The following is a 14,740-nucleotide window of genomic DNA, read 5'->3' as shown; positions in this document are numbered from 1 at the left end:
TTTTTCCTTTAAGGATTGATAATATCTTTATAATTTTGCTTTTGATTTTTAATTTCTTTAACCACTACAGAACGAGTTGCATTTCCTGTTTGATCAATGCTAATAACACCAGAAACACCTTGATAATTTTTAGTTTGGTGAATTTTTTCATTGACGCACTTACTAGTAAGATTATCAACGCAAGCATTCATAGCATTTAGCATTACAAAATACGCATCAGCACCCATAGCCGAAAAATTTGGAACTTCTTTTGTTCCTTTAGCTTTTTCATAAACACTGATAAATTCTTTGCTTAATTTTGTAGTTGGATTATTAGCATCAAAACTATCTGTGAAAATATAACCCTCGCTTGCATCTCCAGCTAAACTAATAAAAGTTTGATCAGCAACTCCATCTGCAGAGCCCATAGGAATATTTAAACCTGCGAGTTTTGATTGTCTTGCAAATAAAGAAGCTTCACTATAATAAAGCGGTAAAAAAATAAATTCTGGATTTAAACTTTTAACTTGAGCTACAATAGCTCTAAAATCTTTATCACCTGAATTAACTCTTAAAATTCTAAGAATTTGACCGCCATTAGACTTGTACTGTTTTTCAAAAGCTTTTGCTAAACCTAAGGAATAGTCAGTGCTTTGATCTACTACAATAACAGCACTTTTGTAATTAAGTTTTGAAAAAACATATTTTGCTAAAGATGAACCTTGAAAACTGTCCATAAAACATACTCGAGAAGAATATATTTTTTTATCAAGCAATCTATCACCAGTTGCAGCAGGAGCGATCAATGGAATTTTATTATCTTCTGCTACGCGCATAACTTGCAATGTATTAGCAGTAACCATTTCCCCTATAAGACCTATAACTTTATCTTGAGAAATTAAACGATTTGCTCCACTCGAAGATTCTAATTTATCACCCTTAGTATCAATAATAGCAAGAGAAACCTTATTTCCATTACTTAAAGTTGATTGCATTGAATTTGCAAGTTTAATCCCTTCTAGTGCACTTTGTCCATATGCTGCAGTAGCTCCGCTAAGCGGTAAAACAACTCCTATTTTGACTTCCGCAGCACTTAAACTTAAACTTAGAATACTTGCTAAAATTAAACTTTTTTTCATTCTCTACCTTTATTTTAATAATTATGGATTTATAATTGTTTTATAATTTTGTTTTTGATTTTGAATTTCTTTAATCACAACAGAACGAATAGCATTACCGCTTTCATCTATGCTAATCACACCACCAACAGCTTGAAAATCTTTAGTTTGATGAATTTTGCTATTAATACATTCACTGCTAAGATTATCAACGCAAGCATTCATAGCATTCAACATTACAAAATATGCATCAGCACCCATAGCCGAAAATGCTGGAAGTTCTTTTGTTCCTTTAACTTTCTCATAAGCTGCAACAAAATCTTTTCCTAATTGTGTAGATGGATTGTTATAATCAAAACTATCAGTGAAAATTACTCCATTAACAGCACTTCCGCCAAGATCTATAAAAGTTTGATTATTAACACCATCTCCTGCTGCTAAAAGTTTATCAAAACCAATTTGTCTTGCTTGTCTCGCAATTAAAGCAGCTTCAGGATGATAAATAGGCATATAAACAAAATCAGGATTTAAACTCTTAAGTTGCGAAACCACAGCTCTAAAATCTTTATCTCCTGAATTAATAACAAGTTTTTTTATAATTTTCCCACCATTATTCTTAAAAGAATTTTCAAAAGCTCTTGCCAAACCTAAAGAATAAACATTGCTTTGATCTATGATGATAACAGCGTTTTTAAGCCCTAAATCCTTAGATACATAAGTAGCAAATTTATCTCCTTGAAAACTGTCTTTAAAACAAACTCTACTTGCATATTTCTTTTTATCTAGCAATTTATCTCCAGATGCCACTGGAGCTATTAGAGGAATTTTTTTCTCTTCTGCTATAGAAATAGCTTGAATGGTATTTGGAGTTGTAGCTTCACCAATAATCCCAAGGACTTTATCTGTTGCTATTAAACGATTAACTCCGTTTGAAGTTTCAAGTTTATCTCCTTTTGTATCTATTGTGATAAGTTTAATAACATCTCCATTTGAAAGTTTTGGTTGTAGCTTATTAGCCAGTTCAATTCCGTTAAAAACATCTTGCCCATAAGCTGCCACAGTTCCAGTTAAAGGTAAAACTACTCCTATATTAATATCCTTAGCATATAAGCAATTTACCATAGTTAAAACACTTAAAGTTAAAATTAGTTTTTTCATAGCATTCCTTTTAATTATAGTTTTTACATTTTATTTTAGAAATATATTATGTTTTGTTTTTTGCGCAGGTTCTTCTTCAAGAAGGTCTTTTACTTGCAAATCAAGCGCAAAATTTCCACCTTTAATATAAGCAATAATATTATCTATATCCTCGTGGCTTAAATTTCTAGCATAAAAAGCCATTTGAGAAGCTGTTGTAGAGCTACTACTATCAAGAGTATAACCTATCAAAGCTCCTTTAATATCCTCAGGAGACATATCTTTTAAAATTCTAGATCCTATAACACTCTTTTCAGCATTATCTCCATGGCAAGTATTGCATTTATTTTGAAAATACAAAGCCTTCGCTTTTTCCATATCATATTGCTTATTTGCATCAAAGGTATAAGTAAAAAATGATTTCAAGTTAATACCAAAAAGCGCAACAACAAATATTGAACTAATAAACAACCATCGTATAATCATGATTTTCCTTATTTTATTGTAATTTCCGTTTGTGTTTTATTTTGATATCTATGTGTTTTTTTATTGTATTTTTTTTCTTTTTTAATATCATAGCGATAACGAACAGTCCCTGAAACTTCTATATCTTTAAAGACTTCATCTAACGGAGCTGCAAAAACAAAATGATTTAAAATCATACCAATTAAAAATATTTTTTTCATTTTTATTCTTTAAACACAAAAAACGATTATATCAAAAAAAGATAATCCTTGTTAATGACCACCTTTATGTAAAAAATAAAGTCCTACACAAAGAGCTAAAATCGATCCAGCAAGAAAAGCCATATCCACAGGAGTAGCAAATTTCATCTGCAAAACCCTTTGAAAGAAATTTACCACTAAGACCATAATGATAACTTTTGCAAGCTTGTCTTTTAATTGATCTAAGCTATGCACCTCTAAAACCTTGCTTTGTTTTGTTTGTTTAAATTCTTCTATTTCGCTGATAAAAAGCTCATAAACTCCAAAAGAAAAAATAAACAAAACTAAAGCCATAAGATAAAGATCAACAGCTCCTATAATTAAAGCCACCACATCCTCATGCAAATCCACATTAGAACCTGCATCAAAAAAATAATTATAAGTATAAAATATAACTTTTAAAACATCATAACTTGCAATAAAAAACAATACAAAAGCTCCAATTAAACCAAAAATTACGGGTAAAATTGTAACAATACGACTTCTAACAAGTAAAGATTCAAATATTTTCTCTAACATTTTTTTCCTTATTTATTTTTTAATTCTAACCATTTTTGCGCAATACGCACAGCATTTGTTGCAGCACCTACACGAATTTGATCTGCCACACACCAAAGATGGAGTATTTTTTTATCATACACATCAGCGCGAATTCTTCCTACATAAGTTTCATTAGTATCACTTGTCATTAAAGGCATAGGGTATTTTTTATTTTTAGGATCATCTATGACAACAACACTTGGTGCTTTTTCTAAAATTTCTTTAGCTTTTTTTACATCTATTTCTTTTTCAAAATGCATAGTAATGGCTTCGCTATGACTTCTTAAAACAGGTACTCTTACACAAGTTGCTGAAACTTCTAAATTTTTATGTAAAATTTTTTGAGTTTCATTGACCATTTTAAGTTCTTCTTTGGTGTAATCATTATCCATAAAAACATCAATTTGTGGAATAAGATTAAGTGCTAAAGTATAAGGAAAAGTTTGAGATTTAAACTCATCAAGTTTAAAAGCAAAAAAACTTTGCATGGCTTCGACCAATTCTTGCATTCCTTCTTTTCCTGCTCCACTTGCAGCCTGATAGGTACTTACATCAACACGCTTTAAATTAAATGCATCATTTAAAGGTTTTAAAACTTGCACCATTTGTATGGTAGAACAATTTGGATTAGCAATAATCCCTGTTTTTTTCCAATCTTTAATATCCTCAGGATTGCATTCAGGAACCACCAAAGGAACATCTTTTTCCATTCTAAAATGACTTGTATTATCAATAACAACAGCACCAGATTCTGCTGCAAATTTAGCATATTTTTCACTCACACTTCCACCTGCGCTAAAAAAAGCAATATCAATAGGATTTTCTTTAAATACATTTTCAGTAAGTTCTTTGACTTTATAAGCTTTGCCTTTAAATTCTACTTCACTACCTACACTTTTTGCACTTGCTAAAGGTAAAATACTTTCCACTGGGAAATCAAGTTCATCTAAAACATTTAAAAGCTCTTCCCCAACCGCACCAGTAGCACCCACAATGGCTATTTTTTGTTTTTTTGACATTACTTATCCTTTATTTGATATTTTTTAATTTTTTCATTTAAAATTTTTATATCCATACCTAAAATTTGAGAAGCTTGATCCTTGTCATAATCTACACTTAAAAGAACTTCACAAATCAATTCTTTTTCTAAATTCTTTACATCTTTTTTTATACTTCTAGCTTCTAAGAACAAATCTTCACTTGAAATTTCATCATTTTCACTTAAAATACAAGCTCTTTGTACAACGGATATTAATTCTCTAATATTACCAGGAAAATCATATTCAAGTAAAGCATTTTTAGCTTCTTGGCTGAGCTGTTTTTCCTTAAAATCATATTCTTTACAAGTATCTTCTAAAACCTTTTGAGCTATACCCAAAACTTCTTCTTTACGCTCTCTTAAAGGCGGAATATTAATAGGAACAGTGTTTAAACGATAATATAAATCTGAACGAAATTCGCCATTTTTTATTTTTTCATCTAAATTTGCATTAGTTGCACTGATAATTCTTACATCTATTTTGATGTTTTTCGTACTTCCAAGTCGTGTGATTTCTTTTTCTTGCAAAGCTCTTAAAAGTTTGGCTTGAATTTCATAAGGCATTTCGCCAATTTCATCTAAAAACAAAGTACCCTCATTAGCCATTTCAAAAAGCCCTATTTTAGTTGCATTGGCATCAGTAAAAGCACCTTTTTCAAAACCAAAAAGCTCACTTTCAATCAAATTTGCAGGAATGGCTGCCATATTAATAGCAACAAAAGGCTTATTAGAGCGTTTAGAATGAGTGTGAATATAACGAGAAAATACCTCTTTTCCTACTCCACTCTCTCCAAAAAACATTACAGAGGCATCAGTTTTAGCCGCTTTTTGACTTAAATTTAATGTTTTTTCTAAATTAGGAGAAGTTGAAAAAAAATCTTTATTTTCTTCTTTTTTTTCATTTTTTTTGCTTTTTTTATCGGCTGTTTTTTCTCTTATGATTTTAGCACGCTTAATAGCCTCGACTAAAGTATCAACATCAAAAGGCTTGGTTAGAAAATCTTTTACTCCCAAACGAACCGCTTCTATAGCACGGTTTAAAGTAGCATTTCCTGTCATAATAATAAAATCATATTTATTTTCACAGGCTTTAACAAATTCTATGCCATCAATTCCTGGCATATTAATATCTGTAATAATCAAATCTGTATTCTCATCTATTTTTTTTAAAGCCTCAGTGGCAGATTTATAAGATTTAATATTAAATTCTTCATACTCTGCTAATGCAATTTCTAAGGATTTACGCATATTAATATCATCTTCTACTATGACTAAATTCATCCTAAGCCTTTTAAAAAATTTCTGCTATAGTATCCAATTTGCGCTTAATTTTGAATTTACTTTTTTTTAAGATAATAAATTATCGCATTTTGTTCGCCAAATTCCACGGTAAAACGCAAGGGTAAAATTTTAACATAGGTTTCACTTTGAGCACGTAATAAGTCAGTATTAACAATATCCTTAACACTGATTTTAGCTCCTATAAAGCAATCACTTAACTCATCTTTATGAGAATTTAAAAAATTAAATTTAATTGTTTTTGGCATATTATCATCAATCAATCCTAAAGAAGTTCGAGGTAAAACTTTTAAATCTTGATCACTATAAGAAATTTCACATACCCATTGTTCTTCAACATTTTCACTTTGCGTCATTGCTAAGGATAAATTTCGATTTTGATGAAAGAGAATGAAATTTTTACTAGAAAGCTCTGCCCAAAAAATAAATTCATCTTGGGCAAAAAGCTTAAAGCTAAGAAAGATTAATAAGCAAACAATTCTTTCCACTTGTCTGCATCGATTTTAAGTTCTAAGTTTACTCTATAAAGCCCTTGATTAAAATTCTCATCAATAATACTTGCATTTTTAATCAAACCATTTACTTGCGCAGTAATAGTTGAACTTCTAAGCATTGCATCTTTTACAGTATCCTTACCATTCACTTTCACACCATAAAGCTTACTTGCAAGCTGTCTGTAAGCATCTGTAATCGCTGCTCTTTTTGCTAAAGCTAGGGCTTGAGCAGTAGAAACTGTATTCATCGGAGCAATCCCTTCACCAACTGCTGTAAAACTAAGTTCCGTTTCGCTAGCATCTGGAGCCAACATTTTTTCTTCTCTGATAATATCACGCACATCATCTTTATCGACTTTTTGCACGATAACATCTTGAGATGGAGCAGTGCTATTTGCACTTGAATTTTTAGTTGCACTGTTTGCACTTGGTACACAACCAGCGAAAATTCCTGCTATTGCTAGCATAAAATAAATTTTTTTCATTTTTACACCTTCAAAATATTGTAATTAGTAAAATAAAAAGCAATAAGCGTTCCAACTTTAAACTTATTACAAATCTAAACCAAAGTTTTCATCGCTTAACTCATCCTCATCATTTTCCTCTTTAGGACACTTAGCGATGCTAACCACCTCGTCATTTTCCACGTTAACAACGATGACGCCACTTGTGTTACGCCCTGCTTTTCTAATACTTTGCATATCAACACGTATCATCTTGCCTGAACTTGTAAGAGCCATCAAATCCATAGTTTCATCTACTATAACTACGCTAATAAGATCTTTAGTTTTTTCTGTAAGTTTCATGCAAATTACACCCTTACCACCTCTGCTTTGTAATCTATATTCTCCAGCATTGGTGCGTTTTCCTATACCTTTTGCGCTTATGCTTAAAATTTCTTGCTCATCATTTTCTACAACAACTGCACCTACTAATTCGTCATTTTTCTCTTTAAACTTAATAGCCGTCACCCCACGACTTACACGGCCGATTTCACGCACTTTGGCAAGTGGGAATTTGATACACATACCTTTTTTGGTTACTGCAAAGAGCATTTTACCTTGTGTGTTTATACTTTCTTCATTTTCAAAATTTTCATCATCTAAATTTTCAATTTCTTGATTTTCTAAATTTTCTTCACCACCACTGGTAAAAATTTCATTTTCATCTCTTTGAACAATAATAGCAGTTACCAACTCATCATTTTCATCCAAGTTGATCGCTCTAACTCCTACACTTCTGATATTTTGATATTCACTCAAATTTGTACGCTTTACAATACCATTTTTAGTAAAGAAACATAAAGATTTACTCTCATCAAAATCCGTGGTTGGAATAATAGCCATGATTTTTTCTTCAGCTTGTAAATTGATAAGATTTACCACTGCTTTTCCTTTAGCCGTTCTTGAGCCTTCAGGAATTTTATAAACTTTAAGCCAATAAAGCTGTCCACGATCTGTTACAAACATAAGCGTATCATGTGTATTTGCCGTAAAGAAACTTTCTATAAAATCATCATCATAAGTCGTAACGGCTAATTTTCCTTTTCCGCCTCGTTTTTGCTTTTCATATTGTTTACTAGGCACACGCTTAATATAACCGCGATGCGTAATAGTTACAACCATATTTTCATTAGGAATCAAATCTTCAATATCAATATCATCATAATCATCTTCAATTTGAGTAATACGTGGCACATCAAATTTACTTCTAATTTCTTTTAATTCATCGCGAATTAAATTTTCAAGCAAGGTTTCACTTTTTAAAATTTCTTCAAGTCTTGCAATTTCTTTCATTAATTCTGCAAGTTCATTTTCGATTTTTTCTCTTTCAAGTCCTGTTAAACGACCCAGTTTCATATCTAAAATAGCATTAGCTTGAAGCTCACTAAGACCAAATTTAGCTACCAAAGAATCTCTTGCGGTATTATTATCAGAACTGTTTTTAATTAAAGCAATCACTTCATCTATATTATCAAGTGCAATTTTAAGACCTTCTAAAATATGAGCTCTTGCTCTTGCCTTTTGAAGTTCAAAAATCGTTCTTCTAATAATAACTGTTTTTCTATGGGTTAAGAAAAGATTTAAAAGTTCTAACAAAGAGAAAATTTTAGGTTCTTTATTGTGAATTGCCAACATAATCACACCAAAAGTACTTTCCATAGTGGTAGATTTAAATAGATTATTTAAAACAATTTCACTCATAGCCTCACGTTTAAGCTCTATAACAACGCGGATTCCTTCTTTATTACTCTCATCTCTTACTTCAGATATTCCTTCAATTTGCTTTTCTTTAACAAGCTCTGCAATCTGCTCTATAAGTCTAGCTTTATTGGTTTGATAAGGAAGCTCATCTATAACAATAACATCTTTATTTGTCTTTTTTTCAATATGAGTTTTAGCGCGCACTTTCACGCGACCACGCCCTGTGCGATAAGCTTCTATAATACCTTTTTTACCATAAATTATTCCACCTGTTGGAAAATCTGGACCTTTGATAAACTGCATAATCTCTTCTAAGCTTGCATCTTTATTATCAAGCAAATATAAAATTCCATCTATCAACTCATTTAAACTATGAGGTGGGATGTTTGTCGCCATACCTACAGCTATACCACTTGAACCATTTAGTAATAAATTTGGAACCCTAGAAGGTAAAACATCAGGTTCACTTTCTGAACCATCATAATTTGGAACAAAATCGACCGTATCTTTATCTATATCTTTTAAAAGTTCATGAGAAAGTTTGCTCATTTTTGCTTCAGTATAACGCATCGCAGCAGCGCTATCGCCATCTATAGATCCAAAGTTGCCTTGTCCTGTAATACTTGGATATCTCATAGAAAAATCTTGAGCCATTCTAACCAAAGCATCATAAACTGCTGTATCTCCATGTGGGTGATAACGACCTATAACAGCACCCACTATACGGGCTGATTTGACAAAATCTGTCCTACTTTTTGCCTCGTCATTTTGCATAGCATATAAAATTCTTCTATGAACAGGCTTTAAACCATCTCTTGCGTCAGGCAAAGCACGACCTATAATAACACTCATAGAATAGTCTAAATAACTACTTTTTATAGAATTTTCTATATCTACAAGTTCAATATCAGAATCTTTGCTAAAAATATTCTCCATAAAAATCCTTCTATTAGTTCAAAGTTTTGATTATAGCATATTAAACTTTTGCATCAGCTAAAACAAGAGCAAAAAGTACAGAAATTTTATTTTCTTCTAAAACTTTTTTAGCTTCCAAAAGGCTAGAACCAGTCGTTACAATATCATCTACTAAAATTACAGGTTCGTGAATGGTTTTTAAGAGTTTGTAATTTCTTTTATGTTTTTGACGAAATTCTAAACTTTTTCCAGAATATTTAATATGATTTTGTGCTTTTAAAATATTAAAAACAGGTTTTACAAATTTTGTTTTAAGATATCTAGCTAAAATAGCAGAATGTGAATAAAGCATATCTTCAACCTTATCATCTAAAGCTATAACATTAATTGTCATTCTAGGATCAAAAAAATCTTTAAATTTTGCAAAACTTAATTTAGCAAGCATTTTATAAACGAAATAACCATAAAAATAATGTTTAGAGTGAAGCAAGTGTTGTATCTCATGGTATTTATAAAAAGAATAGACTTTGAAATTATTATCAAGCTTTCTTACATTTAAGGAAAATTCAGAAAGCTCTAGCTCACATAAATCACAAAAGCAAAGCAGAGCAAAAGCTCCGCAATTTATACACCTCAAAGTTCAGAGATTAAACTAGCTGCTTTATTTGCCATTTGTTTTATTAACAAATGAGTATAAAAAGTTGTTTCTTTTAGATCATCGAAACCTTGTACATCTTGCTTGGTGCGGATTGTAAATTTCTTATTTTTGTTTATATCGCTAACTTGTAAAACTCCTACTAGTTTTGAATGTAATCCTGTAGTATCTTGAGTTGCTCCATAAGATATAAATTCTAAATCAATCTTACTCACATAAGGTGAATTTTGATCGTTATTGTCAAGCACAACTATTCCTCTAGCTTCAAGTTCTTGTTTTAAATAAGTATAAAATACCGCATTAAAATTCACATCAACAAATAACTTTTTCCCTTTAGCATTTAAAACTTTTTGTCCTTCTTTTAAATCATAAAATCTATGCAAATAAACCTTTTTTAAAGCAATACCAGTGTCTAAAGTGCGTTTATTGGCACAACATTGAATTCCAACATCGCTAATGTATAAAAGCCCTTTAATCTTTGCTTCAAAGCCATCAGGACTTTCGCAAGAACTGCATTGAGAATTTCTAGAAATTTGATTAACTTGAGCAAAAGTATCTTGTTTAGTTGCACAAGCACTCAAAAATAAAATAGGCGCTATAAAAATCAAAAATTTTTTAAACATTTTTTCTCCTTAGAAAATTATTTTAAAATTGTATTAAAAATACAAGCAAATTTCAAGCCAAGTTTTAAATTTATCATCAATCTATCTTTAAAACACTCAAAAAAGCTTCTTGAGGTAAATTTACCTTACCTATAGCTTTCATTCTTTTTTTACCTTCTTTTTGCTTTTCTAAAAGCTTTCTTTTTCTAGTAATATCCCCACCATAGCATTTTGCTGTCACATTTTTACCCATGGATTTAACAGTCTCCCTTGCGATGATTTTATTTCCAATACTTGCTTGAATGGCCACTTCAAAAAGCTGTCTAGGAACTATTTCTTTCATAGCGCTAACAAGCTCTCTTCCTTTACCTTGTGCTTTCTCATTAGGCACGATAATGCTTAGCGCATCAACATTTTCACCCGCCACTTTAATATCAAGTTTTACCAAATCCCCTACTCTAAATTCTATAGGTTCATAATCAAAACTCGCATAGCCTTTTGTTAAGGACTTTAATTTATCATAAAAATCCATCACAATCTCATTTAAAGGTACATCATATTCTAGCAAAACACGCTCAGGTGTGATATAGTCCATTTTAACCTGCACTCCTCTTTTGCGATTTAAAAGAGTGATTAAATTCCCTAAAAATTCACTTGGAGCAATGATAGTGGCTTTAACATAAGGCTCTTTTATATGATCGATTTTATTAACAGGAGGAAGCTCGCTAGGATTTTGAATTTTAACAAGTTCTCCATCGGTTTGATAAATTTCATAAGTCACAGTTGGAGCTGTAGCAATTAAATCAAGATTAAATTCTCTTTCAAGTCTTTCTTTGATCACTTCCATGTGTAAAAGTCCTAAAAACCCTACCCTAAAACCAAAGCCTAAAGCCAAAGAAGTTTCAGGCTCATAGGTAATAGAACTATCGTTAAGTTTTAGCTTATCTAAAGCATCTCTTAAATCTTCAAATTTATCCGTTTCTATAGGATAAAGTCCTGCAAAGACAAAAGCTTTAGCCTTTTCAAAACCGCCTATGGCTTCTTTAGCCTTGTTTTTTACTAAAGTAATAGTATCGCCTACTTGTACATCACCTACAGTTTTAAGCCCTAAAACCACCACGCCTACTTCACCTGATTGTAAAGATTGAGTTTTAATTGGGCTTAAAGGATGAGGATAAAAAAGATCTTGAACTATATGTTTTTTATCCGTACTCATGACTAAAACTTCATCATTTTTAGCAATACTTCCTTCATAAATCCTAACTAAAGCCAAAGCACCCAAATAATTATCAAACCAAGAATCATAAATTAAAGCCTTAGTAGGAGCTTCATCATCTGTTTTTGGTGCAGGGATTTTAGTAATAATTGTTTCTATAAGCTCTTTTATACCCACTCCTGTTTTTGCACTCACGCAAATGGCGTCTTTACAATCTATACCTATAATATGCTCGATTTCATGCTTGACTTTTTCAATATCAGCATTAGGCAAATCGATTTTATTAATCACAGGAATGATTTCAAGATTATTTTCAAGCGCTATATAAACATTAGCTATAGTCTGTGCTTCAACACCTTGAGAAGCATCTACTACAAGTAAAGCCCCTTCACAACTTGCCAAAGAACGACTCACTTCATAAGAAAAATCCACATGGCCAGGAGTATCAATAAGATTTAAAACAAAATTTTCGTTATTAAATTTATAATTTAAACGCACCGATTGTGCTTTTATAGTGATACCACGCTCTTTTTCTATATCCATAGTATCCATAACTTGTGAACTCATCTGCCTATCACTAATAGCACCACACTCGCTAATAATCCTATCTGCAAGAGTAGATTTTCCATGATCTATATGAGCTATAATAGAAAAATTTCTAATATTTTTTACCGACAAAATTTCATCCTAAATATAAAATTTTAAAGCTAGGATTTTAACAAAATTTATGTTTAAAACAAATAAATTTTATTTTATATAAAAAACTTCAATTGAAATTTATATAAAGCATACTAAAATATCAAATGTTTGAAAAATATTTAAAATCAGCTATGTTTTTAGCTCTTTATCCCTTAGCAATGTTAGCTTCTAATTTGCACGAATTTATAGCACTAAGTCAAAATAACGAATCCTATCTCATTAAACAAATGCAAAGCGAACAAGCAAATTTGGACAAAGAACAAGCTTTTAGAAATTACCTACCCTCTCTTGGTCTAAACTCAGCTTATGTAGCCAACAATAAAGATCGCTTCATTATCGATCCACAAGAAAGTTTATTTGCTAAAGTTTCTCTTAATTTTTTGCTTTTTGATGGGGGTGCTAGAGAGGCCAATTTAAGGGCTTTAGAAAGCAAAGAAAAATTAAGCCTTTTAGACAAAGAACAAAGCAAAAATTACCTTGCCTTAAATGCAATCACACTTTATTTTAACACCCTAAGTCTTGAAAAAATTTTACTAGCCAATCAACAAAAAGTAGCTTTTTTAAAATCAACTTTTGAAAGATTGCAAAAATTTTACGATGCAGGACTTAGCCCTAAACATGAACTTGAAAGCATTAAAGCCAAATATCATTTAAGCTTATTAGAGCTCAGTCAAAATGAATTAAAACTTGCCAATATACAAAAAGAGATTAAAATTTTAAGCGATACAGATTTTAAAGTGCAAGGGAATGCTTTTTTAGAAAATCCGCAACAAGAAAAAAGTCAAAACTATAAAGTAATGATAGCTAAAGAACAAATCAATCTTGCTAAAGAAAGTGTAAATTTAGCAAAAGCTGAATATTTTCCAAAATTTTATATTCAAGATAATTTTAACTTTTATAAAAACAATTATAATCCAAAAGTTCCGGCTCCTTTTGCAAATTTAGCGGATCAATTCTTAGAAAAATATTCTCAAGGTAATCAGTTTATTTTAGGTATGGAATGGAAAATTTTTGATTTCAATGCAAGGGCTAAAGAAGTTGAAAAAGAGCGTTTAAACGTTCAAATAGCCAATGCAAACGCAAGGTTTAGTGAGAGAAAAAATAAAGAAGAATTAAATTATTTAGACAAAAGTTTAAAAGTTTTACAAGAACAAATTTTAGCTCTTAATCTTAGCTTAAATGCTGCAAATTTAGCTTTTGAAAGTGTAGATAAAAAATACCAAGCAGGACTTGTTTCTTATGTGGAATATCTTCAAGCTTTAGAGGCTAAATTTAAAGCACAAAGCGATTTAGAGCTTGCTAAAAATGAATTTGAAATTACTAAAGCAAATTATTATTTTAATGCAGGTATAGATCTTAATTCAAAGGTTAAAGAATGAAAAAAATTCTATTTTTACTTCTTGCTTTTAATTGCGCCTTTGGCGAAGAAATTTATGCAAGTTTCAATGTAGAAGCATCAAAACAAAGTAAACTTGCCCTTGAAAGCATAGGTTTAGTTCAAAAAATTCCTGTAGAAATTGGACAAAAAGTCAGCAAAGGAGAACTTTTACTTGCTCTTGATCAAGAAAGTGAAAAAATAGCTCTTCAAAATGCCCAAAATTCTTATCAACTTGCTCTTGTAGAATACGAAAATACCAAAAGCAAAATGCAAAAAATCAAAGCTGTAGAAAATGTTATAGACAAACAAAGCTATGAAGATATGAAAGCTAAGTTTGATGCAGCTAATTTAAATTTAAACAAAGCAAAAATCAATATAGCTTATTATAAAAATATCATGACAAAAAAAGAATTGCGCGCACCTTATGATGCTATTATCGCAAATAAATTTATACAAGTGGGTGAAGGAGTAGGAGGAGTAGCTCAACCTTTAATAGAAATTTTTTCCTATCCACAAAGCAAACTGATTTTAAGTTTTGATGAAAAATACAAAGATAAAGTTAAATTAGGCGATGATTTCTTTTACAAAATCGATCAAAATGGTGCAGAATTGAAAGGAAAAATCAGCCTTATCTATCCAAGTATAGAAGTAAAAACAAGAAAAATTTATGCTGAAGTGCAAACTACAAATTTAACACCAGGGCTTTTTGGCGAAGGTAGAATCATCACTAAAGATTAAAA

At 30.9% G+C, this 14,740-nt stretch carries 15 protein-coding genes; 2 read left to right on the top strand and 13 right to left on the bottom strand.

Annotated elements, in window-relative coordinates:
* Positions 1 to 8 precede the first annotated feature (8 nt).
* The 13 genes from AJN64_RS03885 to lepA all read right to left on the bottom strand — a co-directional run bounded on the left by AJN64_RS03885 (position 9) and on the right by lepA (position 12,601).
* Complete coding sequence (locus tag AJN64_RS03885; protein WP_070210231.1) at positions 9 to 1,118, bottom strand: ABC transporter substrate-binding protein; 1,110 nt, start codon at positions 1,116 to 1,118, stop codon at positions 9 to 11.
* A 21-nt stretch (positions 1,119 to 1,139) separates the two neighbouring features.
* The gene (locus AJN64_RS03880) at positions 1,140 to 2,255 is read right to left on the bottom strand and encodes an ABC transporter substrate-binding protein (RefSeq protein WP_070210232.1); all 1,116 of its coding nucleotides are present in this window, start codon (positions 2,253 to 2,255) and stop codon (positions 1,140 to 1,142) included.
* Positions 2,256 to 2,285: 30 nt separating this feature from the next.
* A complete protein-coding gene (locus AJN64_RS03875; RefSeq protein ID WP_002853959.1) occupies positions 2,286 to 2,720 on the bottom strand; it encodes a c-type cytochrome in 435 nt (144 codons plus the stop codon).
* A gap of 8 nt (positions 2,721 to 2,728) precedes the next feature.
* On the bottom strand, positions 2,729 to 2,920 hold the full coding sequence (locus AJN64_RS03870) for a mini-MOMP protein (RefSeq protein ID WP_002853004.1): 192 nt from the start codon (positions 2,918 to 2,920) through the stop codon (positions 2,729 to 2,731).
* A gap of 51 nt (positions 2,921 to 2,971) precedes the next feature.
* Positions 2,972 to 3,478 carry a YqhA family protein gene (locus AJN64_RS03865; protein WP_002852919.1) on the bottom strand — a complete coding sequence of 169 codons (507 nt, stop codon included), beginning with the start codon at positions 3,476 to 3,478 and terminating at the stop codon, positions 2,972 to 2,974.
* A gap of 8 nt (positions 3,479 to 3,486) precedes the next feature.
* Positions 3,487 to 4,518: an aspartate-semialdehyde dehydrogenase gene (locus AJN64_RS03860; RefSeq protein WP_002880732.1), complete on the bottom strand. Its 1,032-nt coding sequence runs from the start codon at positions 4,516 to 4,518 to the stop codon at positions 3,487 to 3,489.
* Positions 4,518 to 5,819 (bottom strand): fla regulon two-component system response regulator, encoded by a 1,302-nt coding sequence (gene flgR, locus AJN64_RS03855; protein ID WP_002880734.1) that lies wholly within the window; start codon positions 5,817 to 5,819, stop codon positions 4,518 to 4,520. The genes AJN64_RS03860 and flgR overlap by 1 nt, the downstream gene beginning before the upstream one ends.
* Before the next feature lie 56 nt (positions 5,820 to 5,875).
* The gene (gene flgQ / locus AJN64_RS03850; protein ID WP_002880735.1) at positions 5,876 to 6,325 is read right to left on the bottom strand and encodes a flagellar assembly protein FlgQ; all 450 of its coding nucleotides are present in this window, start codon (positions 6,323 to 6,325) and stop codon (positions 5,876 to 5,878) included.
* Positions 6,301 to 6,816 carry a flagellar assembly lipoprotein FlgP gene (gene flgP / locus AJN64_RS03845; protein ID WP_002852972.1) on the bottom strand — a complete coding sequence of 172 codons (516 nt, stop codon included), beginning with the start codon at positions 6,814 to 6,816 and terminating at the stop codon, positions 6,301 to 6,303. The genes flgQ and flgP overlap by 25 nt, the downstream gene beginning before the upstream one ends.
* Before the next feature lie 66 nt (positions 6,817 to 6,882).
* Positions 6,883 to 9,471, bottom strand: coding sequence for a DNA topoisomerase (ATP-hydrolyzing) subunit A (gene gyrA / locus AJN64_RS03840; RefSeq protein WP_002880737.1), 2,589 nt, complete (start codon positions 9,469 to 9,471; stop codon positions 6,883 to 6,885).
* Between the two features lie 40 nt (positions 9,472 to 9,511).
* Entirely contained in the window at positions 9,512 to 10,087 is a 576-nt protein-coding gene (locus AJN64_RS03835; protein ID WP_002880738.1) for a ComF family protein, read from the bottom strand.
* Positions 10,084 to 10,728: an outer membrane lipoprotein MapA gene (gene mapA / locus AJN64_RS03830; RefSeq protein ID WP_002880739.1), complete on the bottom strand. Its 645-nt coding sequence runs from the start codon at positions 10,726 to 10,728 to the stop codon at positions 10,084 to 10,086. The genes AJN64_RS03835 and mapA overlap by 4 nt, the downstream gene beginning before the upstream one ends.
* A gap of 76 nt (positions 10,729 to 10,804) precedes the next feature.
* The gene (lepA, locus tag AJN64_RS03825; protein WP_070292713.1) at positions 10,805 to 12,601 is read right to left on the bottom strand and encodes a translation elongation factor 4; all 1,797 of its coding nucleotides are present in this window, start codon (positions 12,599 to 12,601) and stop codon (positions 10,805 to 10,807) included.
* A gap of 125 nt (positions 12,602 to 12,726) precedes the next feature.
* Here lepA and cmeD point away from each other — a divergent pair, with 125 nt between their 5' ends.
* Together cmeD and cmeE are read left to right on the top strand one after the other, a co-directional pair.
* Positions 12,727 to 14,001, top strand: coding sequence for a multidrug efflux RND transporter outer membrane subunit CmeD (gene cmeD / locus AJN64_RS03820; RefSeq protein WP_002880741.1), 1,275 nt, complete (start codon positions 12,727 to 12,729; stop codon positions 13,999 to 14,001).
* Positions 13,998 to 14,738, top strand: coding sequence for a multidrug efflux RND transporter periplasmic adaptor subunit CmeE (gene cmeE, locus AJN64_RS03815; RefSeq protein WP_002880742.1), 741 nt, complete (start codon positions 13,998 to 14,000; stop codon positions 14,736 to 14,738). The genes cmeD and cmeE overlap by 4 nt, the downstream gene beginning before the upstream one ends.
* Positions 14,739 to 14,740: the final 2 nt, after the last annotated feature.

Source organism: Campylobacter sp. BCW_4332 (assembly GCF_001763175.1).
Taxonomy (GTDB): domain Bacteria; phylum Campylobacterota; class Campylobacteria; order Campylobacterales; family Campylobacteraceae; genus Campylobacter_D; species Campylobacter_D jejuni.
The sequence above is the reverse complement of the archived record's forward strand: the minus strand, read 5'-3'. Positions and strand labels throughout refer to the sequence as shown.